The sequence below is a fragment of the Streptomyces sp. NPDC087215 genome, from assembly GCF_044744885.1.
Lineage (GTDB): Bacteria > Actinomycetota > Actinomycetes > Streptomycetales > Streptomycetaceae > Streptomyces.
Genome location: NZ_JBIUZD010000002.1, coordinates 65,678 through 90,569 on the forward strand (window position 1 = coordinate 65,678; position 24,892 = coordinate 90,569).

Annotated in this window: 17 protein-coding genes; 8 read left to right on the forward strand and 9 right to left on the reverse strand. The window is 74.6% G+C overall.

Annotation, left to right across the window (positions count from 1 at the left end):
- Nucleotides 1–381: 381 nt before the first annotated feature.
- The 8 genes from ACIO92_RS05000 (at nucleotide 382) to ACIO92_RS05035 (ending at nucleotide 8,254) form a co-directional block, all read left to right on the forward strand.
- Nucleotides 382–2,154: a GTPase gene (locus ACIO92_RS05000; protein WP_402282497.1), complete on the forward strand. Its 1,773-nt coding sequence runs from the start codon at nucleotides 382–384 to the stop codon at nucleotides 2,152–2,154.
- 406 nt (nucleotides 2,155–2,560) lie between these two features.
- Nucleotides 2,561–3,064, forward strand: coding sequence for a single-stranded DNA-binding protein (locus tag ACIO92_RS05005; protein WP_402055692.1), 504 nt, complete (start codon nucleotides 2,561–2,563; stop codon nucleotides 3,062–3,064).
- A 222-nt stretch (nucleotides 3,065–3,286) separates the two neighbouring features.
- The gene (locus ACIO92_RS05010) at nucleotides 3,287–4,753 is read left to right on the forward strand and encodes an LAETG motif-containing sortase-dependent surface protein (RefSeq protein ID WP_366440629.1); all 1,467 of its coding nucleotides are present in this window, start codon (nucleotides 3,287–3,289) and stop codon (nucleotides 4,751–4,753) included.
- A gap of 307 nt (nucleotides 4,754–5,060) precedes the next feature.
- Nucleotides 5,061–6,725 carry an energy-dependent translational throttle protein EttA gene (gene ettA / locus ACIO92_RS05015; protein WP_366440628.1) on the forward strand — a complete coding sequence of 555 codons (1,665 nt, stop codon included), beginning with the start codon at nucleotides 5,061–5,063 and terminating at the stop codon, nucleotides 6,723–6,725.
- Between the two features lie 5 nt (nucleotides 6,726–6,730).
- Nucleotides 6,731–7,156, forward strand: a complete 426-nt coding sequence (locus tag ACIO92_RS05020) for a thioesterase family protein (protein ID WP_366440627.1) — start codon at nucleotides 6,731–6,733, stop codon at nucleotides 7,154–7,156.
- The gene (locus tag ACIO92_RS05025; RefSeq protein ID WP_366440626.1) at nucleotides 7,153–7,827 is read left to right on the forward strand and encodes a hypothetical protein; all 675 of its coding nucleotides are present in this window, start codon (nucleotides 7,153–7,155) and stop codon (nucleotides 7,825–7,827) included. The genes ACIO92_RS05020 and ACIO92_RS05025 overlap by 4 nt, the downstream gene beginning before the upstream one ends.
- On the forward strand, nucleotides 7,824–8,000 hold the full coding sequence (locus tag ACIO92_RS05030; RefSeq protein ID WP_402282276.1) for a hypothetical protein: 177 nt from the start codon (nucleotides 7,824–7,826) through the stop codon (nucleotides 7,998–8,000). Before ACIO92_RS05025 ends, ACIO92_RS05030 begins: the two co-directional genes overlap by 4 nt.
- The gene (locus tag ACIO92_RS05035) at nucleotides 7,997–8,254 is read left to right on the forward strand and encodes a GNAT family N-acetyltransferase (protein WP_366440624.1); all 258 of its coding nucleotides are present in this window, start codon (nucleotides 7,997–7,999) and stop codon (nucleotides 8,252–8,254) included. The genes ACIO92_RS05030 and ACIO92_RS05035 overlap by 4 nt, the downstream gene beginning before the upstream one ends.
- Before the next feature lie 41 nt (nucleotides 8,255–8,295).
- On the opposite strand, the gene ACIO92_RS05040 is transcribed toward ACIO92_RS05035, so the two are convergent.
- From ACIO92_RS05040 to ACIO92_RS05080, 9 genes are all read right to left on the reverse strand, one after another.
- On the reverse strand, nucleotides 8,296–9,285 hold the full coding sequence (locus tag ACIO92_RS05040; protein ID WP_366440623.1) for an ABC transporter ATP-binding protein: 990 nt from the start codon (nucleotides 9,283–9,285) through the stop codon (nucleotides 8,296–8,298).
- Nucleotides 9,282–12,116 carry an FtsX-like permease family protein gene (locus ACIO92_RS05045; RefSeq protein ID WP_402282279.1) on the reverse strand — a complete coding sequence of 945 codons (2,835 nt, stop codon included), beginning with the start codon at nucleotides 12,114–12,116 and terminating at the stop codon, nucleotides 9,282–9,284. Before ACIO92_RS05045 ends, ACIO92_RS05040 begins: the two co-directional genes overlap by 4 nt.
- Nucleotides 12,117–12,589: 473 nt before the next feature.
- On the reverse strand, nucleotides 12,590–15,943 hold the full coding sequence (locus ACIO92_RS05050) for an FtsX-like permease family protein (protein ID WP_402282281.1): 3,354 nt from the start codon (nucleotides 15,941–15,943) through the stop codon (nucleotides 12,590–12,592).
- A 226-nt stretch (nucleotides 15,944–16,169) separates the two neighbouring features.
- Nucleotides 16,170–16,574, reverse strand: a complete 405-nt coding sequence (locus tag ACIO92_RS05055; protein ID WP_366440621.1) for a globin — start codon at nucleotides 16,572–16,574, stop codon at nucleotides 16,170–16,172.
- 118 nt (nucleotides 16,575–16,692) lie between these two features.
- Entirely contained in the window at nucleotides 16,693–18,306 is a 1,614-nt protein-coding gene (locus ACIO92_RS05060) for an FHA domain-containing protein (protein WP_402282283.1), read from the reverse strand.
- Nucleotides 18,307–18,347: 41 nt separating this feature from the next.
- Complete coding sequence (locus ACIO92_RS05065) at nucleotides 18,348–19,679, reverse strand: VWA domain-containing protein (RefSeq protein ID WP_366440619.1); 1,332 nt, start codon at nucleotides 19,677–19,679, stop codon at nucleotides 18,348–18,350.
- Between the two features lie 62 nt (nucleotides 19,680–19,741).
- A complete protein-coding gene (locus tag ACIO92_RS05070; protein ID WP_366440618.1) occupies nucleotides 19,742–21,037 on the reverse strand; it encodes a PP2C family serine/threonine-protein phosphatase in 1,296 nt (431 codons plus the stop codon).
- A gap of 2 nt (nucleotides 21,038–21,039) precedes the next feature.
- Nucleotides 21,040–23,610 (reverse strand): tetratricopeptide repeat protein, encoded by a 2,571-nt coding sequence (locus ACIO92_RS05075; protein WP_402282286.1) that lies wholly within the window; start codon nucleotides 23,608–23,610, stop codon nucleotides 21,040–21,042.
- Complete coding sequence (locus ACIO92_RS05080) at nucleotides 23,610–24,884, reverse strand: hypothetical protein (RefSeq protein WP_366440616.1); 1,275 nt, start codon at nucleotides 24,882–24,884, stop codon at nucleotides 23,610–23,612. The genes ACIO92_RS05075 and ACIO92_RS05080 overlap by 1 nt, the downstream gene beginning before the upstream one ends.
- Between the last annotated feature and the right edge of the window lie 8 nt (nucleotides 24,885–24,892).

A 24,892-nucleotide genomic window follows, 5' to 3' on the forward strand; every position in this document is an offset into this window, starting at 1 on the left:
CAGGAGGCCGATGCCCGGCGAGAAGGCAGGGGCGGAGGCAGTGATGAGGAGAGGGGCGGGAGCAGGGCCGAGGGCGGGGAAGGCGGGGAGGGCGGGTCCGTGACGGACCTCGGAAGCCCGGCCCCCCGAAGCCAGCCCCCCGGTACCCCGGCCCCCGGTACCCCGGCCCCCGGTACTCCGGCCCGCCCCGCCCAGGCCCGCCCCGCCCGGACCACCACCACCCCACCTCCCGACCGAGAAGGTCCCCCGGAGCGGAATCCGGGCGGACGGGACTCCCAGGACCCCGGCGCTCCTGGCGCCCCGGGCGCCCCGGGCGGTGACAGTGCTCGTGACGGCGCTCGTGGCGCCAGCCGTGACGGCGGTCGCTGGGACGACGGGCTCATCGCCCGCCGCGCCGCCGAACGCATCCCCGCCTCCGTCCCCACCTCCGTCCCCGCCTCCGACGCGCCGACCGGTGCCGGGGAGCCGCAGGACCCCGACACCCTGCCGCCCCTCGGGGGCAGCTACGGCGGCCCCCTCCGTACCCGCCTCGACGCCCTCCACGAACTCGTCGGGCTCTCCCGTACGCGGGTCGACGGCGAGGCCCTCGCCGAAGCCGGGCGGGTCCTCGACGAGGCCGCCGCCCGCCAGCGACTCTCCTCCCGGCACACCGTGATCGCCATCGCGGGCGCCACCGGCAGCGGCAAGTCCACGCTCTTCAACGCCTTCGCCGGGGTCTGCGTCTCCGAGACCGGACTGCGCCGCCCCACCACCTCCGCGCCCATCGCGCTCAGCTGGTCCGAGGGCGCCGCCGGACTGCTCGACCGGCTCGCCGTCCCCGGCAGGCTGCGGCGCCGCCCCCTCGCGGGCGGCGCCGTCGACACCGCGCTCCAGGGGCTCGTCCTCCTCGACCTGCCCGACCACGACTCGGCCGTCACCGCCCACCGCGACACGGTCGACCGGGTCCTCGGCCTCGTCGACGCCGTCATCTGGGTGGTCGATCCCGAGAAGTACGCGGACGCCGCCCTCCACGAGCGCTACCTGCGTCCGTTCGCCGGGCACGCCGAGGTCACCTTCGTCGTCCTCAACCAGATCGACCGGCTCGGCACCGAGGCCACCGACCTCGTCCTCGACGACCTGCGCCGCCTCCTCGACGAGGACGGCGTCGCCCTCGGCGAACACGGCGAACCCGGCGCCACCGTCCTCGCCGTCTCCGCCCTCACCGGCGAAGGCATCGGCGAACTCCGCGATCTGGTGGCCCGTTTCGTCCAGGAACGCACCGCCCCCGAACGCAGGCTCGCCGCCGACGTCGACGCGGCCGCCGCCCGGCTGCGCCCCTCCTACCTCGCCGACGGCCGCCCCGGCCTCGACGAACGCGCCCGGGACGTCTTCACCGACCGCCTCGCCGTCGCCGTCGGAGCCCAGGCGGCGGGCGAGGCCGCCGAACGCGTCTGGCGCCGGGGCGCGATCCGCGCCTGCGGAACCCCCTGGCTGCGCCTCTACCGCTGGTACGAGCGGCTGCGCGCGCACGGCCCGGTGGATCCGCGCCCGGCGCCCCCGGAGGACGAACTGACGGCGCGCCAGCGTGTCGAACAGGCGGTGCGGAGCGTTGCCGACGAGGCCTCGCACGGACTCCCGGCGGCCTGGGCGCAGGCCGTCCGCGAAGCCGCCGAGCGCGGTGCGGACGGACTGCCCGAGGCCCTGGACGAACTGACGGCCGACCTCGGGGACCCCGCGGCCCGGCCGCCCCGCCCCGCCTGGTGGCCCGCCGCCGTCCTCGCCCAGGCGGTGATGACGCTCCTCCAGGTCTTCGGCGCGCTCTGGCTGGTGGGGCAGATCGCCGGCGTCGTGGAACCGGGACTGCTGCCGCCCGTCCTCGTGATGCTGGCCGGGATCGTCGGCGGCCCGCTCGTCGAATGGGCCTGCGAGGGGGCGGTGAAGGGACCGGCCAGGCGGTACGGGCAGGAGGCCGAGCGCCGCCTGCGGGAAGCGACCGCGTCCTGCGGCCGGGCCCGCGTCCTCGACCCGGTGGCGGCGGAACTGATGCGCTACCGGGAGGTCAGGGAGCAGTACGCGACCGTGGTGGGCACCCGGCAGGCGCCCAGGATCGTGGGCGGCGCACGCGGCGGCACGACCCGGCTGGGCGCCACCAGGGCGGGCACGCGCGCACGGTAGCCGGTGCCCGGTGCCCGGTGCCCGGTGCCCGGTGCCCGATGCCCGGTGGGCAGGGGCCCGCGCCCTTGCCTCCGTACGGGCACGGGCACGGGTGCAGGCACGGGGTTACGGGCAACGGGCCCGTGCTCTCCCTCCCCACTGCCCGGACGCGACCGTACGAGGGCGGGGGACGGCCCCTCCCCGCGATCTTCTCGGCAGGGTTCCCCACCCCAACCCACCCCACCCCCCTCGCCCCGCGCCCAACCGTCCCACCCTCTCCCACCCCCTCCGTTTCCCCTCCCGGGTGATGGAGTTGTGCACAGTCGTCCGCTTGTCCACAGGTCTCAGCGGGTTTCTCCGGGCACCTCCAGGATGGAGGGGACAGGAGAAGAGACAGCAGGGTGAACGCGAGGGCGGGGGACGGATGATGAACGAGACGACCGTGACGCTGGTGGGCAATGTGGCGACGGCGGTGGAGTACCGGGACACCGTGAGGGGCGGGGTCGCCAGGTTCCGCTTCGCGGTGACCGGGCGGCGCTGGGACCGGGAGCAGGGGCTCTGGACCGACGGGCCCACCAGCTTCTACACGGTGTCGGCCTGGCGCTCCCTCGGGGCCAATCTCGCGGCCTCGGTCTCGGTGGGCGAACCGCTCGTGGTGCACGGCAGGTTGCGGGTGCGGGAGGACGAGCGGGACGGGCAGCGGAAGACCTTCGTGGATGTGGCCGCGCTGACGGTGGGCCACGATCTGAGCCGGGGAACGGCGGCCTTCCGGCGTGCGGCGCGGGCGGAGCCGAAGGCGCCGCCCGAGCCTTCCCCGGCGCTCGCTCCGGCCTCCGGCGGAGACCCGTGGGCGGTGGCGCCGGAAGCCGCGGGAGAGGGCGGGGAAAAGGCCGGTGGAGAGGCGGGAACCCGTTTGGTGACGGCCTCCTGACCTTCTGTTGTGGAGATTTGTCGACCAACTCGCTTATGCGATAACGATTCCGAGTCGGAATGGTTATCTGACCGCATGGCCGGGCACCAGGGGGTTCCGCATCCCTAGGATTCCCGAGTACTCATGTGGCACGTGAGCCCATCGGGTCTGTGATCTGCTGGCGTGCGCTCCCCCCACGCGAAACGACATGTTCGCGGAGCTGCGCGCCCGGAGGGGAATGCAATGTTTTCAGTTCGTGGGCGCGGCGTTGCCCGCCTTGCCGCCGCGACGCTGGTGTCCAGCCTCGTCGTGGCCGGAGCGATAGCGACCGCCGGTCCGGCGTTCGCCGACGACGCCGCCGGTACCGGCGGCGTGACGGCGAAGCTCGGCGGCATGACCGACCGTGATTCGGTCAAGATCACCGAGAATGACGGCTCGACCTGGTCCGTCCAGGGCGGCCTCTTCAAGATGCAGGTCGAGGGTGGGGGCACCCTCCAGACCTACTGCATCGACCTCCGCACGGAGGCCAAGCACGACTTCGACTACAAGGAAGTCGGCTGGGGCGAGTCCTCCCTGCACAACAACGAGAACGCGGGCAAGATCCTCTGGGTCCTGGAGAACGCGTACCCGAAGTTCTCCGCCGAGGCTCTCGGCGCGAAGCTCGGCGTCGACCTCTCGAAGAACGAGGCCGCCGCGGGCACCCAGGCCGCGATCTGGACCTTCTCGGACGACGTGAAGGCGGTCCCGCGCAACGGGGACGCCAAGAAGCTGACCGAGTACCTCCTCAAGGAGGCCGTCAAGCTCGAGGAGCCGAAGGCCTCCCTCTCCCTCTCTCCCTCCTCCGTGGCGGGCAAGGCCGGTGACCGGCTCGGCCCGATCACCGTCAGCACCAACGCGGAGACCGCCAAGATCACGCCCGCGCCCGGCACCCCCGCCGGGGTGAAGATCGTGGACGCCCAGGGCAACACGGTCACCGAGGCCAAGAACGGCGCCGAGCTCTTCTTCGACGTCGCGGCCGGCACCGCCGACGGAACCGCCGAGCTGAGCGCCTCCGCCACCACCAAGGTCTCCCTGGGCCGCGCCTTCGTCTCCATCGACGGCCCCTCGCAGACCCTGATCCTGGCCGGTTCCAGCGACTCCACCGTCACCGCCAAGGCGTCCGCCGCCTGGGCGAAGAAGGGTGCGGCCCCGGCCGTCACGGTCGCCAAGGACTGCGCCAAGGGCGGCCTGGAGGTCATCGCCTCCAACAAGGGCGACGACGCCTGGACCTTCGACCTGAAGGGCACCTCGCACACGGTCGCCCCCGGTGAGACGAAGACCATCGCGGTCCCGCTCGCCGAGGACGAGGCGTACAAGTTCACCATCACCGGCCCGAACGGCTTCGAGGAGACCTTCGAGGGCGTCCTGGACTGCAAGACGGCCCCTCCCGGCCCCAAGCCCTCCGAGACTCCCACCACGGAGCCCTCGACCCCAGCCCCGTCCCCGTCGACCCCGGGCACCACGACCGGTGACACCACGGGCGGCACCACCGGTTCGACCGGCACCACGGGCGGCACCGCCGGTGGCTCCACCACCACCGGTGGCGGCGACCTCGCCGAGACCGGTGGCTCCAGCGCCACCCCGATGATCGCGGGCATCGCCGCCGCGCTCGTCGTGATCGGCGGCGGCGCGGTGTTCGTCCTCCGCAAGAAGAAGGCCGCCGCTCACTGAGCAGCGACCCCCGGCACCGGCCCCGCGCCGGCGCCGGGGGACCACCCTCCACGAGGTGATCCGCGTCACACCGGACCCGCCGCGTGACCCCGCCCGACCCCGGACCGCGCCAGCGCCCGGGGTCGTCGCACGTCCGGAGCCCCGTTCCGCCCCCTTACCGACCGGTACGGCCCCGGCCACCGGCCGGTACGCCCCCACCGCGCCCCCGCGCGGGCCCGCCCTCCGCCCTCGCCGGTTTCCTCCCGGGGCTGGCGGTCAGGCAAGATGGGGTGTATCTGCCCACTCACTCTTCGCCGGACGGTTTCTCTTGGCTGAGTTCATCTACACCATGCGCAAGGCGCGTAAAGCGCACGGCGACAAGGTGATTCTCGACGACGTCTTCCTGAACTTCCTGCCCGGCGCCAAGATCGGTGTGGTGGGCCCGAACGGTGCCGGCAAGTCCACCGTTCTGAAGATCATGGCCGGGATCGAGCAGCCGTCCAACGGTGACGCCTTCCTCTCGCCCGGTTACAGCGTCGGCATCCTCATGCAGGAGCCGGAGCTCGACGAGTCGAAGACCGTCCTGGAGAACGTGCAGGACGGCGCCGCCGAGCAGATGGGCAAGCTCAAGCGCTTCAACGAGGTCGCGGAGCTCATGGCGACCGACTACTCGGACGCGCTCATGGAGGAGATGGGCAAGCTCCAGGAAGACCTGGACCACTCCAACGCCTGGGACCTCGACGCCCAGCTGGAGCAGGCCATGGACGCGCTGGGCTGCCCGCCCGGCGACTGGGCCGTCACCAACCTCTCCGGTGGCGAGAAGCGCCGCGTCGCGCTCTGCAAGCTGCTCATCGAGGCCCCGGACCTGCTCCTCCTCGACGAGCCCACCAACCACCTCGACGCCGAGTCGGTGAACTGGCTGGAGCAGCACCTCTCGAAGTACGCGGGCGCCGTGGTGGCCGTCACCCACGACCGGTACTTCCTGAACAACGTCGCCGAGTGGATCCTGGAGCTCGACCGCGGTCGCGCGATCCCCTACGAGGGCAACTACTCCACGTACCTGGAGAAGAAGGCCACCCGCCTCAAGGTCGAGGGCAAGAAGGACGAGAAGCGCGCCAAGCGCCTCAAGGAAGAGCTGGAGTGGGTGCGGTCCAACGCCAAGGGGCGTCAGACCAAGTCCAAGGCCCGTCTCGCCCGCTACGAGGAGATGGCGGCCGAGGCCGACAAGATGCGGAAGCTGGACTTCGAGGAGATCCAGATCCCGCCGGGCCCGCGTCTGGGCTCCATCGTCGTCGAGGTCGAGAACCTCTCCAAGGCCTTCGGCGACAAGGTCCTCATCGACGACCTCAGCTTCACCCTGCCCCGCAACGGCATCGTCGGCGTGATCGGCCCGAACGGCGCGGGCAAGACCACGCTCTTCAAGATGATCCAGGGCCTGGAGACCCCCGACTCGGGCTCCATCAAGGTCGGCGACACGGTCAAGATCTCGTACGTCGACCAGAGCCGCGCCAACATCGACCCCAAGAAGACGCTGTGGGCCGTCGTCTCCGACGAGCTGGACTACATCAACGTCGGCCAGGTCGAGATGCCGTCCCGCGCGTACGTCAGCGCCTTCGGCTTCAAGGGCCCGGACCAGCAGAAGCCCGCGGGCGTGCTGTCCGGCGGTGAGCGCAACCGCCTCAACCTGGCGCTCACCCTCAAGGAGGGCGGCAACCTGCTGCTCCTCGACGAGCCCACCAACGACCTCGACGTCGAGACCCTGTCGTCGCTGGAGAACGCCCTCCTGGAGTTCCCCGGCGCCGCGGTCGTGATCTCCCACGACCGGTGGTTCCTGGACCGGGTCGCCACCCACATCCTCGCCTACGAGGGCGAGTCCAAGTGGTACTGGTTCGAGGGCAACTTCGAGTCGTACGAGAAGAACAAGATCGAGCGTCTCGGCGCGGACGCCGCCCGCCCGCACCGCGCCACGTACAAGAAGCTCACCCGAGGCTGAGGTCAGTGGCCAGACACCTCTACAGCTGCCCCCTGCGCTGGTCGGACATGGACGCCTTCGGGCACGTCAACAACGTCGTCTTCCTGCGGTACCTGGAAGAGGCGCGGATCGACTTCATGTTCCGGCTGGCGCCGGGGGACGGCTCCCCGTCGTTCTCCGGCGGGTCCGTCGTGGCCCGGCACGAGATCGACTACCTGAGGCCCCTGGTCCACCGCCACCAGCCGGTGACCGTGGAGTCGTGGGTGACGAAGATCGGCGCGGCGTCGCTGACGATCGCGTACGAGATCAAGGACCCGGACGTCACCTACGTACGGGCCTCGACGGTCGTCGTGCCCTTCGACCTGGAGGCGCAGCGCCCCCGGCGGATCACCGCCGAGGAGCGGAGCTTCCTCCAGGAGTACGTCGACGACGGGATGACGTCCACCGCATGACCGTGCTCGCCCCGCTCCACTTCGACGACGCCAGGGAGGCGGCGGCCCTCGCCGCCTTCCTGACCCGGCTCGTCCACTACGACCGGGCCGCCGCCGTCCGCCTCCAGGCGGGCGGCGGGGCGCTCGCCGTCTTCGGCCGCCCCCCGTCCTTCGAGGTCCTCGCGGTCCGCACGGCCCGTCTCGTCGACGCCGTCGACCTGGACGTCACCGTCTCCGCCGGTGAACTCCTCGACGGCGTCGACGAGACGGCGGGCAAGGCGGCCGTACCGGACGCCGTCACCGGACCGCCCTGGACCGGGGTGCTCCCGCCGCGCGCCGGATGGCGGCCGGTCGCCGGACTCCCCGGCACCGCCGAGATGCGCGGCGCCGTCTCCGCCGCCGTCGCCGAGTTCCGTACGCGGGACGAGGAACTGCCCGAGGAGCGGCGCACCAGGGCCGAGCGCGACCTCATCGGCCGCGCGATCTGGTCCCGCACCCTGGCCGCCACGGGCCTGCCGCTGCGCGCCGTGCACGCCGCCCAGTCGCTGGGGTTCCTGCCGCCCGCCGGGACGGGCGAGACGGTCGCGCTGTTCGCGTCCGGCCCGTGGCTGCGGCTGCGGACCCCGTACGGCTCGATCGCCCTCCGTACCGTCCCCACCGGCCTGACCGTCACGCCCGGCCTCTCCGGATGACGGAACCGGCCGCGCGCCCCACCGGTACGGCCCCGGGCGCGCCCGTCGGCGTGGAGGTCCTGGTCGACGGGAACCTCACCGGCGAGGAACTCAACACGCTCTTCCGCGCGGCCTGGCCCGACACCGGGACACCGACTTCGGGCCGGTCCTCGCCCGCAGCCTGCTCCGGGTGACCGCCCGGCACTCCGGACGGCTCGTCGGCCACGTCGACGTCATCGGCGACGGCGGGGCGCACGCCTTCCTGCTCGACACCACCGCCCATCCCGGAGCCCGCCGTACGGGCCTCGGCACCGCCCTCGTCCGGGCCGCCGCCGAAGCCCCCGGCGGCGCGGCGCGCACTGGCTCCACGTGGACTTCGAGCCGCACCTCACCGGCTTCCACGAGCGGTGCGGCTTCCGTCCCGCCGCCGCCGGACTCATCGACCTGACCGGCCCCCGGGGCTGAGTCCGGGACTCCCCGGGCGGGGGGTCAGCGGTCCGTGTCGTCCGGCCACACCCCGATGTGGTCCTGCTCCAGTTCCAGCGCCACCCGGTGCTCCATGCCGAGGGCCTGGGTGTAGTCCGCCGGGAGCTGGAGGCGGCCCGCGCGGTCCAGCATCGCGTACTCCCGTGCCACCAGGGACTCCTGGCCCTGCTCGTCCACCTCGGTGCGGCGCAGCACCTCGGAGGAGGTGCGGCCGTCGCGGATGGCGACCGTGCGGCGGACCTCGGTGGCGACCGTCTGGTCGTGGGTGACGATCACGATCGTCGTGCCCAGTTCCTCGTTGGCCCGGCGGAAGGCGGCGAAGACCTGCTCGCCGGTGGCCGAGTCCAGCTCGCCGGTCGGCTCGTCGGCGAGGAGCACGGACGGGTTGTTGGCGAGGGCGACCGCGATGGCCACCCGCTGCTGCTGGCCGCCGGAGAGCTGGTTCGGCCGCCGGTCGCGGATCTCCGAGATGCCCAGCATCGCGAGCAACTCCTCGGCCCGCTCCGCCCTCTGGGGGGTGCGACCCCGCAACTGCATGGGCAGCGCCACGTTCTGAGCGGCCGTCAGGTAAGGAAGGAGGTTGCGGGCGGTCTGCTGCCAGACGAAGCCGACGATCTCGCGGCGGTACCGCAGCCGTGCCTTGCCGTCCATGGCCAGCAGGTCGCAGCCCGCCACCCGGGCCGCACCCGCGGTCGGCACGTCCAGGCCCGCGAGGATGTTCATCAGCGTCGACTTGCCCGAACCGGACGCGCCGACCAGGGCCATCAGCTCGCCCTCCTTCACCAGCAGGTCGAGCCCCTGGAGCGCCTGCACCTCCACTCCGTCGGTGGTGAAGATCCGGACCAGCCGGTCACAGGCGATGAGCGCGTCATGACCGTACGAGAGTCGGTCGCGGTGTGCGGTCGCCCGCCGCTCCAGCTCCTCCAGGGTGGTGGTGTCCGCGGCGGACGCCGTCCCGCCGGCCTCCCGGCTCGACGTCTCGGTCTTCGTCATCGTGCGTCTCCTGCCCTGAGTTCCTTGATCGAGCCCCTGCGTCCCGCCCACCACGCCTGTCCGGCCGCGGCCGCGGCCGTGATCAGCACGACCGCGACGGCGGGCACCACCAGCGACCACGGGTCCGCCCGCAGCGGGGCGGCGTCCAGCGGGGCGAAGCCCGGGGTCGTCGCGAGCGCCAGCCGGAACAGGTCGATGCCGGGGGCGAGCAGCGGCACCGTCGCCCAGCCGACCAGCACACCGCCGACCGCGGCGAGGACCGCCTGCGGCAGCGCTTCGAGGCCGAGCAGCCGCCGCCCCTGCTTCCGGGTCAGGCCCATCGTCCGCAGCCGGGCGAGGAGCGTGGTCCGCTCCGGCGCGTTCTGCATCAGCGAGAGCAGGACGGCCACCACGGCGAATCCGGCGCCCGCGCCGATCGCGCCGAGGTACATCCGCTCGGCGCCCGACTGGAGCGGCGAGTCGACGTACGTGGAGCGTTCCTCGGTGCGCATCGTCACCAGGAGCGTGGCGGACTTCGCCTTCACGGCGGCGCGCAGCGCGGTCCCGTCCTGGGAGCCGGTGACGAGCAGCGCGGTGTTCGTCCGGTGGGTGAGGTCGGCGGCGTTGACGACGAGGAAGTCCGCGCCGGGCAGGGCCGGGGTGGCGGCCCGGACGGCGACCACCTTCACCCGGAACACCCCGGCGGCCGTCACGATCTCCTGAGGCGCGTTCCCGAGCCGTTCGGCGACCGACGGCGAGGCGACGGCGGGCAGCACCCGTCCGGTGTCCGCCGCGACCTCCTTGCCGCCCTTGCCGGTCGAGGCGAGCAGCCCCGGGGGGAACGCGCCGAAGCCGGTCCTGGCCGAGAGCCGGGTGTACGAGCCGGGCTCGACGCCCACCAGGGCGCCGCTCATCGGCGGGGAGGTGGTGCCGTGCGCGGACGGCAGCGACACGCCGTACTCGATCTGGAGCGGTGCCACGTCCCGTACGCCCCGGGTGGTGCGGACCGAGTCGACGAGTCCGGCGGGCAGCGGCGTCCACTCCACGGAGCCGTCGATCCGGGCGTCGGCGCCGATCGCGAGGAGCGCGGCCCGGTCGCGGGCGTCGGCCACGCCCGCGAGGACCGAGCCGCCGAAGGCCGCCGTGGTCAGCGCGAGGACCAGCGCGAGCAGCGGGAGCGTGCCCGCGGTGGAGGAGCGTCCGGCGCGGGCCAGGGCCAGCGGGCCGACCGCGCCGCGCAGCCTCCGGGCCGGGCGGCCCGCCCACCGCAGCGGCAGCGGATAGACCCGGACGAGGAGCATCGCGGCGATCAGACCGACGAGCACCGGCGCGGCGCTCACCAGGAGGTCGCCGGACTCCCCGGTGCCGCGCAGCCGCAGTGAGGCGACGGCGCCGACGGCGAGGACGAGCAGGGTGAGTTCGAGGACGGTGCGGCGGGTCGAGGGGCGGGCCGTCAGCAGGTCGTCACGGCCGCCGTGCAGCCGGGGATGCCGGTGCCGGACCATGGCCCGCACCGGCAGGACCAGCATCGCGACCAGGGCGACGGCCGTGACGGCGAGCAGGGACGGCAGCAGCGGGACGCCCTCGGAGCCGGTGGCCGGTCCGGCGCCGGGGCCTGCGGCGGGCGCCCTCACGGTCAGCACGGCCAGGCCGAGGGCGAGGGCCGCGGCCGGTACGGCGACCGCCGTGGTCTCGCCGAGGAGCCGGGTCCCGATGCCGGTGAGCGAGGCGCCCCGGGAGCGGATCAGGGCCAGCTCGTGGTCCCTGCGGCCGACGAACAGACCGCCGGTCATGGCGAGGACGACCGCGGCGACGGCGCCGATCCCGAAGACGGCGACGGCGACGACCGGGGTGATGGCGTCGCGCATCGACCGGTAGGAGTCGACGATCGCGTCGAGTCCGGTGGTCATCGTGCCGGTGGGGCCGACGACCTCGCGCATCTTCACCAGGTCGGGGCCGCCGGTCGCCGAGTCGAGGGCGGCGGTGAGCGCTTCGGCGTCCCGGCCGGTGAGGTGGTCGGCCACGGGCAGGTAGCGGAAGAAGACCTCGGGCTCGCCGGTGGTGGAGAGCAGCGCGGGCGCGGAGGCGGGGGAGACCAGCAGGGCCCCCTGCCAGTAGTACTTGACATCGTCGCCGATGATCGGGGCCAGCGCGGGGGTGCGCAGCAGCGGTTCGACGGACCAGTAGGCGGCCTCGGGGCCGCGGGGTTCGACGATGCCGGTGACGGTGAAGGCGATCGGTTCGGCGCTGATCCGGCCGGGGACGTGGACGACGGAGCCGGGCTTCAGGTGCAGGGCCTCGGCGGTCTTCGCGGTCACCACCGCCTCCGGGCGGCGCGCCGTGCCCTCGGGGAGGCGGCCCGCGCGGAGGGTGGAGTGGTCGGCGAGGCCGGACGGCGAGGAGAGCAGGAACTGGGGGGAGAGGCCGTCGGGCCGGGGCAGCCAGGAGTCGACGCCCTCGACGCGCTTGACGGTACGGACTCCGTGGGAGGTCTGCCGGGGGTCGGTCCGCAGCAGGTCGGGCAGCAGCCCGCGCACCTTCTCTTGCTGCTTCTTCAGGACGGCGGGGGCGAGCTGTGACTCGCGTACGGGGAGGTCGAGTTCGAGGCCGGGTGCCTCGGCGGTCAGGCCGAGGACGCTGTTGCGGGGGATCGCGGTGCTGATGTCGTGCCGCAGGCCCTCGGTCTCGTACGCGTCCATGACACGCGGCAGCGCGGCCGCGAGGTAGGCGGTGACCAGGACGAGGAGGGCCAGCGAGGCGGCGGCCCAGGGCGCGGTCCGGAGCCGGGTCCGCACCCAGGGCGCCACGGCGCGGGCGGGTCTGTCGGACCGGGACGACCGGGGCCGGGTCATGTCGGTGGCCTTCCTGGGTACGGAGGGGGTGCCGGGGTTCTCCCGTGCGGGGGCGTCCGGGCGGTCCCCGACGGTCTTCGGGGCCGTCCCGGGGGACGGGCCCGGGGACTTTCCGGCAGGTGCGCCCGGGGCGCGGGGCCCGGCGGACTCGTCCGGGGCGTGCCCGGCGGGCGGGCGCGGGGCCGTCCCCGGGGCGCCCCCGTCGGGAGTGCCCGGGGCTTCCCCGCCGGGGGCGCCGGGGTTCTCCCCGGCGGCCACCGGGGCCGGTCCCGGTGATGTGTCCGGGGTGTCCGGGGTGTCCCCGGGACCGGACCCGGAGACCACCGGACTGTCGGGGGAGGGCTCCTCCGGTGTGTCCGGGCGGGCCCCGGGCGAGGGCCTGTCGGCCCGGTCGGGGGTGCCCGGGTTCCTCCCGGTGCTCTCCGGGTTCTCCCCGGTGTTCTCGTGCGGGTTCTCCCCGGTGGCGGGCGGCATCAGCTGGCCCCCTGGTGGCGCAGGGTCGCGGCCGGGTCCGTACGGCGCAGGGCGATGCCCGCGACGATGGCGACCGGCAGCGAGGCCACCCCGGCCATCAGCAGGGCCACCTGGCCGAGGGGCAGTTCGACCAGGACCGGGGGCACCGGCCGGGCCGCCTGGCCGGTCAGGACGACCAGCGGGACGACCGTACGGGCCAGCAAGGTGCCGAGTCCGGCGCCGATGAGCAGACCGATGCCGATGAGGAGGCCCTGCTCGGCGGCGATCAGCCGGGCCAGGCGCCGTTGCGGTGTGCCGAGCGCCCGCAGGACGCCGAACTCGGCGGACCGCTCCCGCATCGCACCGGCCGAGCCGACCGCGAAGCCGACGGCGGCGAGCGCGGCGGCGGCCGCCGCGACCGCCATCAGTGCGGCGTTGGGGCCCGCGCCCAGCGGGTCGCCGAGGAGTTCGTCGGCGACCTCGTCACGGACGACGACCTGGGCGGGGTCCGCGTTGGGGCGGGCGCGCAGGGCGGCGGCGACCTCGGCGGAGCGGCCGGGGTCGACGGTCAGCCACCACTCGGTCGCCGGGACGGTGGAGGCCTCGTCGGTGGACAGGTACTGGTTGACCGAGGCCAGGTCGAGGAGGATCGTGCCGCCGTCGTCGGGGGCGGCGACCGTGCCGGCCGCGGAGGCCGCGCGGGCGCCCGCGCCGGTGGTGGGCAGTTCGTCGACGACCCGGCCGACGACCACGTTGACCCGGCGTCCGCCGAGGTTGACCTCGAGGGCCTGGCCGGGCGTGGCCCCGGCGGCCGTCATGAAGGCCGTCGTGGCCACGGCCGTCAGCCGGCTGGGGGCCTTCGGACCGGGCGCGTTCATCCGGACCGTGTAGTCCTCCTGGCGCCGGAAGGGGTCGTCGGCGGCAGCGCCGGTGAGGGAGAAGGTGATGACGTACGGGGCCGGGCGGGTGCCCTTCGCGTCGCCGGGGACACCGGACGCGGGGACGCCGTCGCGGGCGTCGCCGTTCTCGGTCTGCTCGAAGGTGTGCGCCCAGGAGGCCAGGACCTGCCCGGGGGAGTGGACCCGCTCGCCGCCGTCGGCGCGGACGACGCCGAACCGCTCGACGTGGAGGGTCTGGCTTGTCCGCTCGCCCGGCTCGACCGTACCGGCGAACTCCAGGCCGACGAGGGTGAGCAGACCGGTGGAGCCCCGGTTCCCGTTCTCGCCGGGGGCCGCCGTCAGCGCCGCCAGGTCGAGGGCCAGCCGGTGGGTCCGGCGGTCGGCGGGCAGCGTTCCGAGGGACTGGCGGTAGGGGACCCCGTTCGGGTCCTCCAGGACGGCGGTGACCCGGGCGGACGCCACGGACTCGCCGAGCCGCAGGTCGGCGGTGAGCGTCCGGGTGCCCACGGGCAGCGGGAGCCCGGGACGGGTCGTCGCCGTCCTGGGCGCGAGCGGCGCGAGCAGGGAGCGGACGGGCACGTCGGCGAGGTCGGCGCGCAGCAGCAGACCGTCGGTGGCGTTACGGGTGTCCAGGGCCAGGACGGTCGCGGTCTTCCCCGAGAGGTCCATGGTGGTGCGGTGCAGGGGGGCGACCGAGCGGACCCCGGGCACGGAGCCCAGCTGCTCGGTCTGGGTCGGCTCGCCGGGACCCGCGCTCAGGACGCGGACGTCGGCGCCGATCCGGAAGTCGGCCTGGTCGCGCTGCGAACGCTCCCACGAGTTGCTCTGCCCGATGGCCAACATGCCCATCGCCACGGCGAGGACGAGGAGGAGGACGGGTCCCGCGCCGCGCAGCGGACGACGGCTGAACTGCCAGCCCGCGAGGGCGGCGGAGAGCCCGCGCCCGCCCGCCGCGCGCCGCTCGGCCAGCTTGGCGGCGGGCGGCAGCAGACGCAGGGTCAGGACGGTGCCCGCGAGCAGGGCGAGGGCGGGTGCGGCGACGAGCACCGGGTCGACGGAGCCGCCGCCCGGGTCGTCGGCGCCGAGGGTGCCGCCCGCGGCGGCGGGCCGCTGGAGCTGCCAGTAGGCGACGGCGGCGACGGCCAGCAGACCGATGTCCGCCCCGGCCCGGACGGGTCCGGGCAGCGACGCCGAGCGGACCTTGCGCAGCGAGACGGCGGAGTCGTCCCCGGCGGCGAGCGCGGGCGCGACGACGGCGGCGGCACAGCACAGGGCCACGGCGGCGGCGACCAGCCACACCGTGAGCGAGGGCGCCGTGTCGAGACGGACGCCGAGCGAGGAGAGCGCGGACCGGTCGGCGAAGAGCCGGGTCAGCGGGCCGGAGAGCAGCGGGGCGGCGACGGCGGCGGGCAGCGCGAGGAGCAGTGCCTCGACGCCGGCGAGCCCGGCGATCCGGCGCCGCGAACCGCCCCGGGCCCGCAGCAGCGCGGTCTCGCCGGAACGTTCGGTGCTGAGCAGCCGGGCGACGAGCAGCAGCGCGTACGCGGCGAGGAGCACCAGCTGGACGGCGACGATCAGCAGCGTCGAGCGGGAGACGAGCAGGGCCCGCTGGGTCTGGTCCAGGACGGTCGGCAGCGCGGTGGACGCCGAGATCGTCGTACCGAACGCCCCGGTGGCCCCGGCCAGTTCCTTCGGGCCCTCGGCCGAGGCGGCGCGCAGCGCGGCCATGCGGTCGGTGGTGAGGCCGGTGTAGTCGGCGGAGCCGAGCCAGGAGGTGTCGCCCGCGCTCACCGCCCGTGCGGTCAGGACGGCGGGGTCGACGAGCAGCGGTCCGTACGTCGTGAAGGCGACGGTGCGGACACCGCGCCCGCCTGCCGGGTCGAGCTGCCAGTACAGGTCGTGGGTGTCGACGGGCCGGTAGACGCCGGTGATCCGGGCCTTCACCGCCGGGCCGTCGAGCCGGTCGGAGAGGTCGAGGACGGTGCCGGGGCCGACCCGCAGCCTGCGGGCCGCCTCCTCGGGCAGTGCCGTCTCGACGACGCCCGAGGTGCGGGCGGCGGACGGCCAGGCGCCCTTGACGAGGGTGAGCCGCGAGCGGTCGAGCGCGGCGAAGTGGGTGAGGTCCGGGTCACCCGAGCGGGCGGCGGGCGGCTGGAGACCGCGGGGCAGCGCGTACGGTCCGGAGCGTTCGAGCCGCCGGACGGTCACCGGCAGTCCGTCGAAGGTCCGCCGCGCGCCCTCCTGGACGGCCGTCTCGGCGGAGGCGCGCTTGGCCTCCGGCACCTGTGCGGTGACGAGCAGCGAGGCGGCGGCCGCCGAACGGCCCCGCAGCCCCGCCTGGAGCGCCGCGTCGCCGATCGCCCCGGAGAAGGAGGCGAGGGTGGCGAGCACCGAGGTGGTCAGGAGCACGGCGAGGAGCGCCGCGGCCAGCAACAGCCGGTGCGCCCTGACGCGCAGAAATACGAACCCCGTCACCCATCCCCCTGGCCACCCTGATCACGGTGCGCGCGGTGGTCGTTCCGCGCGCTCCCGAAACTTCTCTCGGATGCTTTCAGACTGCATGTGCGGCTGGAAACCGCTTACGGACCGACCTTGATGGGATCGTGACCGTTATCCGGGGTTCCGTTTCCGGAATGTGTTCATCCATGATCGGAGAGAGGTCGCAAAAGGGTGGGAAAAGCAAAAAAGGGAGAGAAGCGGATCAGCCCGCCGAGTTGACCATCGAGGCCGCCGCGTAGGTCAGATAGCGCCAGAGCTCGCTCTCGTGCTCGGGGGCCAGCTCCAACTCGTCGAGAGCGGTCCGCATGTGCCGCAGCCAGGCGTCGTGGGCCGCCCGGTCGACGACGAACGGGGCGTGCCGCATCCGCAGCCGGGGGTGTCCCCGGTGGTCGCTGTAGGTGCGCGGGCCGCCCCAGTACTGCATGAGGAAGAGCGCGAACCGCTCCTCCGCGGGGCCGAGGTCCTCCTCGGGGTACATCGGGCGCAGCAGCGGGTCCTCCGCGACGCCCTCGTAGAAGCGGTGGACCAGGCGGCGGAAGGTCTCCTCGCCGCCGACCTGCTCGTAGAAGGTCTGCTCCTGCGCTGTTTCCCCGGGAATCTCGTTCACCGTTCCATCGTCTCAGACGACCGGTCCTAGGACCGGGGAACCAGGACTGCCCCGGGGGCCCGGCGGGCGGCCCCGGAGGACCGCGCGCCGGGCCCCCGGGGGCGGGCGCGGGACGGCGTCAGCCGAGCCGGACCGTGATCGTCGTCCAGGCGCCGACGTGCACCCGGTCGCCGTCCTGGAGCTGGACGGGGACGTACGGCTGGATCGGTTCCTCACCGCCGTTGACCGTGGTGCCGTTGGTGGAGTTCTGGTCCACCACCGCCCACGAGCCGTCCGGCTGCTGCACGAGCACCGCGTGCTGGTGCGAGACGCCCGGGTCCTCCGGCGGCACCGACAGGTCGATGTCGGGGGACTCGCCGGTGGAGTGCCTGCGGCGCCCGACGGAGATCTGGTTGCCCTGGAGCGGCAACTGCTTCGCGGGCGAGTACGCGGGCAGGTTCAGGCCCGTCGCCTCGGGGCCGCTGCGCTGCATCATCGCCAGGAAGTAGTCGCGGTCGGGACCGATGTACGCCGTCCAGGTCCCCGGCTGCCGGGGTGGCTGGAACTGCTGCTGAGGAGGTCCCTGGTGCGCGGGAGGCTGCGGGGGCCCCTGGTGAGGGGGCGGCTGAGGCGGCTCGTGGCGCTGCGGCGGCTCGGAGTGCGACGGCGGCGACAGCACCCAGTCGTCGTCCCCGCGCGGCTGCGGCGGGGACTGGAGGGGTGCGCCGGGCGGCGCTGCCGGGCCCTGGAGGTACGCGGGGGGCTGCTGCCCGGGAGCACCGGGCTGCTGCTGTGCCGGGGGCCGCCGCGACGGCGCCTGGTGGTGGGTCGGCTCGGCGCCCAGGGGCTCGGCGGGCCGGTTGACCTGCGAGGGCCGCGAACCGTGGTAGCCGAACGGGTCCTCCTGCCGCCCCTGCGGGGGCGGCGAGGACTGGAAGCCCGGCGGCAGGTTCGGACCGGGCGGCGGACCGGGCTGCGGGGGCGCCGGGGCGTGCGGGGCCGGGGGCTGCGGCGCGGCGGTGCCGCGCTGCGCGTTCTGCGGGGCCAGCGGGGTGTACGAGGTGGCCGTGTGGGTGAGGAAGTTCCAGCGGCACTCCTCACAGAACGGCGCCATGTGCTCGCGCGGGGTGCGGCACTGCGGGCAGAGCTCCGCCTGCGCGGTCGCGTTCGAGTCACCACCGGGTCCGAAGCCGCCGGGTCCGGGGCCGTGACCGCCGGGGCCGGGCCCGTTGCCGAAGCCGCCGGGTCCGGGACCGCCGGGTCCGAAGCCGCCGGGCGCGGGCGGCGGACCACCGCGGTCGGATCCTTCACCGGGTCCGAAACCGCCGTGACCGGGACCGTCACCGGGTCCGAAACCGCCGTGACCGGGACCGTGGCCGGATCCGTCACCGGGACCGAAACCGCCGTGACCGGGTCCGCCCGGTCCGGGCCCGTCGCCGGGTCGGAAGCCGCCCGGCGGGGGCGGCGGGCCGCCGTGGCCACCGGGGCCGGGGTAGCCGTAGCCGCCCGGGGCGCCGGGGCGCTCGGGAGCGGGGTAGCCGTAGCCGCCCGGAGCACCGGGGCCGTCGGGGCCGGGGTAGCCGTAGCCGGCCGGGCCCTCGGGGGTGCCGGGTCCTGGGTGTCCGTAGGCGGGCGGCGGCGGGGGAGGCGGCGGTACGGCACCCGTCGGCGCACCCGCCCCGGCCATGCGATGGCCGCAGACCTCGCACCAGTCGTCGGAGACCGACTGGTGTCCGTTCGGGCAGGTCGGCATGTCGGTGCTTCCCCCTCTCGTCGTCCGGCCCGCTGGCCGGGCTACCTCTTGACGCGAACGGTCTTGGTGGAGCGGGTTTCGAGTGTCATCTCGTCCGCTTCCGCGACCTTCGCCTTCAAACGCACAGTACCGGTCGCCGCATCGACCACGTCGACCACCTTCGAAAGGAGTTTCGCGGTATCCGCGTTGCCCGAGGCCGCCGCGAGCTGCACGGCCCGGCCCAGTTTCGCCGTCGCTCCGTCGTGGTCGCCCGATTTGCGCGCGTCCAGACCCTGCTGGATGACGTCCGCGAGTTCGGCCTGGCCCGTGTAGTGCGCGACCTGCGGATTGATCGACGTCGACATGGCCAGGTCGTCCGTCCACACCGCCCGTACCAGGCCCTGGGACAGCGGGCGGAGCTCGCCGTCCAGGGGATCGGGCGCGATCAGGGAGACCCGGGCGGCCAGCATCTCCTGCCCGACCGAGGCCCGGGGGACCCGCACGGTCACGTGGTAGTCGCGGGACTCGTCGCCCCAGGAGCCCGTCGGGTAGTCCCCGGCGCGCGGCCCCGCCTCCGTACGCCGCCCGGTCAGGTCCTCGACGGTGGGCGCCACCTGCTTCACGAAGGCGATCTCCACCCCCACCGGGGTCCACAGGCGCAGGGCGACGTCCGCGACGCCCTTGCCCATCGCGTGCTCCATCATCGAGGTGAAGTCGGCGGCGAGAGCGGCCGGATCGGCCACGATGTCGGCGGTGCCGAGCAGCGCCGAGGCGATCCCGGTGACCTCCTTGACCTTCCAGTCGGTGCCCACCCCACGCGCGTCGCAGGTGAAGCGGCCCGCACAGGAGTCGAGCGCGGCCGTCAGCTCCTCCGGCGACTCGTGCTCGTTGCGTCCGTCGGTGAGCAGGATGCCGTGCCGGATGGTGAGGTCGGCGGAGGACAGCAGCCGGTCGGCGAGCCGCAGCCAGGTGCCGATCGCGGTGCCTCCGCCCGCGGTCAGCCCGCGCAGCGCCTCCTTGGCCTGGGCCCGGGTGAGGGCGTCGGCGACGGCCAGGCGCCCGTTGCGCGGGTAGACCTCCGTCGCCCGGTGCGTCCCGGCGACGACCGCGAACGAGGTGCCGTCGCGCAGGGTGTCGATCGCGGCGGCGGTGGCCTCGCGGGCGCCCCGCATCTTGGTGTCGGGGTAGTCCATCGAGCCGGAGCAGTCGACCATGATCACGACTCCGGCCGCGCCCGCGCCCGCCGGGCCGTACAGCCGCTGGCCGGTGGTGCCGCCCCCGGTGGAGGTGACCGTGACGATCGCGCTGACGTCCCGGCCGCCCTCCGGCAGGAACTCGTTCTGGTAGACGTCCACCGAGAACTGCGGCACGGTCGACTTGGAGAAGTTGGCCATCTCTTACGGCTCCTCGGGCAACAACGGTTTCGGGGACGGGGACCGGCGGCCGTTCAGGCGGATCATGCCCCGGGTGAGGTGACCGTGAACGGCACGAGCGCGACCGTGATGTTGTCGTGGCCGCCGCCGTCCAGGGCGTGGCCGACGAGCGTCCGGGCACTGTGCAGCGGACGGTCCGCCGCGTCGGCGGGGACGATCCGCGCCATGTCCCCGGCGCCCTCGGCGTAGTTCCACAGCCCGTCCGTGCAGACGACGACCACACCGGACCGGTCGGGCTTGAACGCGGCCGTGTGCGGCTCCAGCTCGTAGGAGTCCGCGCCCAGCCAGCCGGTGATGGCGTGGGCGCGCTCGTCCGCGTACGCCTCCGCCTCGTTCATCAGGCCCGACGAGACCATCTGGGCGGCCCACGAGTCGTCCTCGGTCAGCCGGGCGGGCGGCGCGGCCCGGTCGTCCGGCACCCAGTAGACGCGGCTGTCGCCGACCCAGCCCACGACGAGCAGTCCGCCCGTGACGACGGAGCCCACGATGGTGCAGGCGGGGGCGTTGCGGTGGCGGTGCGCCTCGGCCTCGGCCGGGCCCGTCCCCTCCGCGAGGGAGTCGACGGCCGCGGCGGCGGCCACGATCGCCTCGTGCATCGCCTGCTGCGGGTGGGTTCCCCGGGGCAGCGCGGCGAGCAGCGAGGCCCCGGCGGCCGCGGCGGCGGCGGCGGACGCCTCGTCGGGACGGGTCGCCGAGGACACGCCGTCGCAGACGATCGCGACGGTCGCGGGGGAGCCGTCCGGGAGGGTCGTCGCGGAGACGGCGAACGCGTCCTCGTTGCGGTGGTGGCGCAGCCCCCGGTCGCTGACGGCGGCGACACCGGCCAGCTCCCGCTCCATGTGGTCGCGCTCGCGCGGCTGGGCGTGCCCGCAGTTCTCGCAGTAGCCGTCGGTGTCCACCCGCCCCGCCCGGCAGGCCACGCACACGGCGGCGGCGGACGGCGGCGCCGGATCGGCCCGTACCGCCGTACGCGGATCGGGGGCCGGCAGGGGGAAGTCCCCGTCGCCGGTGGCGGTCCGTCCGGCGGGCGCCACCGGGGGCGGCCCGGCGGCCAGCTCCCGGCCGCCGGAGTCGGTGCCGGGCAGATCGCCCGGATGCTGGGTGGCGCCGGACGGCGAACCGGACTCCCGGTCCGGGACGTCCGGCCACGCCACCGGGGTGCCGATGGCCACGGTCGGGTGGTCCCGGCCGTCCCCGGCGGCCGGCACGGCCGTCAGGTCGTATCCGCACGCCCCGCAGAACCGGTCGCCCGGCTCCAGGGGTTCGGCGCACTCGGGGCACACGGTGAGTCCGTGCGACGGCTTCGGGTTCTGGGACATCCTCACACCCACGTCCGGGGGCGGAAGCGGTTGGCCCGCTCCACCAGTTCGATCCTCTCCTCGCCCCGCTGGGCGAGCCGGGCCAGCACCCGGTAGGAGCGTTCGAGGCCGAAGCGCAGTCCGCGCTCGTCCAGTTCACTGCCGAGCAGCAGCGCGCCGCCGCCCGGTTCCGCACCGGGACTCCCGGAGAGTACCCAGTCGAGGGCCGTTCCGAAGACCTCGGCCGACAACTGCTCCCTGCGCACCGCGTCCAGACCGAAGCCCCGCAGCGCGGACACCTGCGCGGCGGCGGCCGTCAGCTCGGGCCCGAGCGGCTCCGCCGCCGGACGCCGCCGCAGCCGCGCCCGCACGGCCGCCACCCGGGCCGCCGTGTAGTGGATCGACGACTCCGGTACGGACTCCAGGGTCCGTACGGCCCCGGCGCGGTCGCCCGCCGCCAGCCGCACCCGGGCGAGACCGAAGGCCGCGCTGACGAAACCCTGGTCGGTGGCCCACACCAGGCGGTAGTACTCGGCCGCGTTGTCCAGCTGGCCGAGGACCTCGGCGCAGATCCCGAGGGCCAGCTTCGGCGACGGCTCGCCCGGAAAGGCGTCGTACACCGCGTCGAAGGCGAGCGCCGCGTGCTCGTGGTCCCCGGTCACCAGGGAGGTCACCCCCCGGTACCAGACGATCCGCCAGTCGTCCGGGGCCCGTTCCTCCAGGGCCGCCAGGGTCCGTACGGCCGAGGACAGGTCGCCCAGCTCCAACTGGGCGCGCAGGGTGCGCAGCCGCAGCTCGACGGAGGGCGTGGCCGCTGCCGCGAGCGCGGCGAGCAGCTCGGCGGGCGCGGCGGCGGCGAGTCCGGCGAGCAGCCCGGCGTGCGGGTCGGAGACGTCGACGTGCGGCACGGGCAGCGCGAGCGCGGTCGCGGGCGCGTCGAGCGGCGCGAGCAGCGGCCCGAGCCCCGCCCCGGCGGGCAGGGCGACGGGCGCCGGACCGGAGGGACCGGACCGCTCCGAGGTCCGGCGCCCGCCCAGCAGCGACACGTCCTGCGTCAGTTCGGCGAACAGGCTCGTGTCGGTGACCCGCACCTCGGTGCCGAAGAGCGTCGACAGCGCCGGGCGCGGTCGGCCCGACTGGAGCGCCACCACCTCGCGCAGCACCCCGGTCAGCTGCTCCGCCATCTCCTGCGCGGAGCCGAACCGGCGGGCCGGATCCGGGTCGGTGGCCCGGACCAGGAAGCGGTAGAACGACTCGTAGGTCCGCAGGACCTCGATGTGCTCCGGCTCGGGCAGCGAGTCCACGAAGACGTTCGTGTAGCCCTGGAAGTCGAAGGTCATCACCGCGAGCGTGCGGGCCACCGTGTACAGGTCGCTGGCGACCGAGGGACCGACCTCGGCCACCTCGGGCGCCTGGTAGCCGACCGTGCCGTAGATCGCGGACTCGTCGTCGTCCATCCGCCGGACCGCGCCCATGTCGATGAGCTTCAGCTGGTCCTCGGTCTGGATGGCGTTGTCCACCTTGAAGTCGCAGTACAGCAGGTGTCTGCTGTGCAGGTGCCCGAGCGCCTCCAGGGCCTCGATCCCGTACGCGCAGGCCTGTTCGACCGGCAGCGGGTCGCGGCGGCCGTCGGCGGCGCGCCGCTCGTTGGCGATCTCCTTGAGCGACTTGCCGCCGACGTACTCCATGACGATGTAGCCGTCGAGGGAGCCGGTGCGCTGGTCGAGGTGCTCGACGAAGTTGTAGATGCGGACGATGTTGGAGTGCTCGATCTCGGCGAGGAAGCGGCGCTCGGAGATCGCGGCGGCCATCGCGTCCTGGTCACCGGTGTCGAGCAGGCCCTTGAGCACCACCCAGCGGTCGGAGACGGCCCGGTCGACGGCGAGGTAGACCCAGCCGAGACCGCCGTGCGCCAGACAGCCCGCGACCTCGTACTGGCCGTGGACGACGTCCCCGCCGCGCAGCTTCGGCACGAAGGAGTACGGGTGCCCGCACTTGGTGCAGAAGCCCTCGGTACGGCCCGGCCGGGCGCCCCGCGAACGGCCCACCGGGGCCCCGCAGTCGGAACGGGAGCAGAAACGCTTCCGCTCGGGCACCTCCGGGTTGTCCATCACCGCGCCCCGGGGGTCGGGACGCGGCACCTCGGGCATCGCCACCAGACCCGCGCCCAGCCGGTTGCGGGCGGACTGCCCGGACGAGGTGCCCGAGCTGCGCACCGACACCGAGGGCGCGGTGGAGGCGCCGGAGAGCGAGCGGGACAGGCGTCCGGAGACCGAGCGGCGGGAGGTCGAGGAACGCGACGACGCCCGGGACGAGGCCCGCGAACCGCTCCGCGCGGACACCGGGTCGGTCCCGGTGGAACCGGGCTCCCCGGCGGGACCGGTCGCCCCGCCCCGGCCCGTGCCCCTGCCGGGGACGGCCACGCCCGTCGCCGCCGAGACGACGAGCCCCGCCTCGGCGGCCGGGGACCCCGGGGGCGCGACCACCGGGGCGAGCCCGCAGGTGTCGCAGTACAGCTCACCGCCCCCCATGTCCTCGTACGAACCCCCGCACGAAGGACGCTGACAGCTCGCCACGCCCGTCTCCCCGCTCATCACTCGTGTCCTCCCGCGTCCCTCGGGCCGGACAGTGCGTCCGCCGCCGCCTGCTGATAGCGCAGCACGGCCTGTTCCGCGACCCGCAGATCGCAGGGCGCGCTCCACAGCATCCGGCGGGCCGCGTCGTACCGCTCCGTGAGCAGCGGGTCCTCCGCCGCGCCCAGCCGTGTCACCTTCGCCCGGTACGCGTCCAGTCTGCCCCGCAGCTCCGCCCGCACCGCGAGCGGCGCCGTGACGGACGTCAACGATTCCCGGGCCCGCAGCAGTTCGTCCTCCGCCTCCCGCTCCAGGGAGTCCAGGAGCGGGGAGAGCCGGTGCCACCGGGCGTGCCTGCGGTACTCGGCGGCGGCGGCCAGCCGCTCCTGGAGCACGATCGGCGGCCCGCCGACGACCGGCACCTCGGAGGCGGCGATCTTCGCCAGGACCTCGCCGCGCGCGGCCCGCGCCTCCGCCAGCGTCCGGTCCGCCCGGGACAGCACGTCCCGCAGCCGCAGCAGCCGGTCCTCGGAGTCCTGCCGGACCGCGAGCACCGCCTCCGTCTCCCGCCGCACGTCCTCCAGGGCCAGGGCCGCCCGGTCGTACCGGGTGGTGTCGGGGCGGCCCCCGCCGGGCGCCGAACTCCCCGCCGCCCGGCGCCAGAACGCCAGCGGGTCGGTCACCACCTGGGAGCGCAGCGCGGTCAGCTCGGCCGTGATCGCGGCCAGTTCGTCCCCGGCCGGATGCTCTCCCGGGCGCACGCCGACCGAGTGCGCCAGCGAACGCGTCCGGCCCAGTTCGGCGGCGAGCAGGTCGATCCGGGCGGGCAGCGCCGACCAGACCGCGTCGGCGGTGACCACCACGTCCAGCGAGGACGCGTACAGCTCGTTCATCCGGCGGACCAGGCCCTCCAGGGTGAACCGCTCCGACAGCAGCCCCCGTTCGCCCGCCCCGCCCGCCACGACCACGCTCTCGCCGCGCAGCCGCTCGGTCAGCTCCAGCAGTTCGTCCCGGCCGGGCCAGCGGCGCCTGGCCCGTACCCCACGGGCTTCCCGCAGCGCACCCGTGTACACGTCGAAACAGGTCCAGAGCAGGGTGATGTCCCGCTCGGCCGCCGCCCACCGGTCCCGGGTCGTGCCGGTCAGCTCGGCCCCTTCGAGCAGTCTGCGGCCCGCGTGGTCCTGGAGCGCGAGGAGCGAGTCCTCGACCGCCTTGTGCTCGGCGGCGAGGCGCGCCAGCGCACGGTCCGCCTCGTCCCGGTCCATCACCGGCCCAGGGGGTCCCGTGACGCCCATCGGTCACC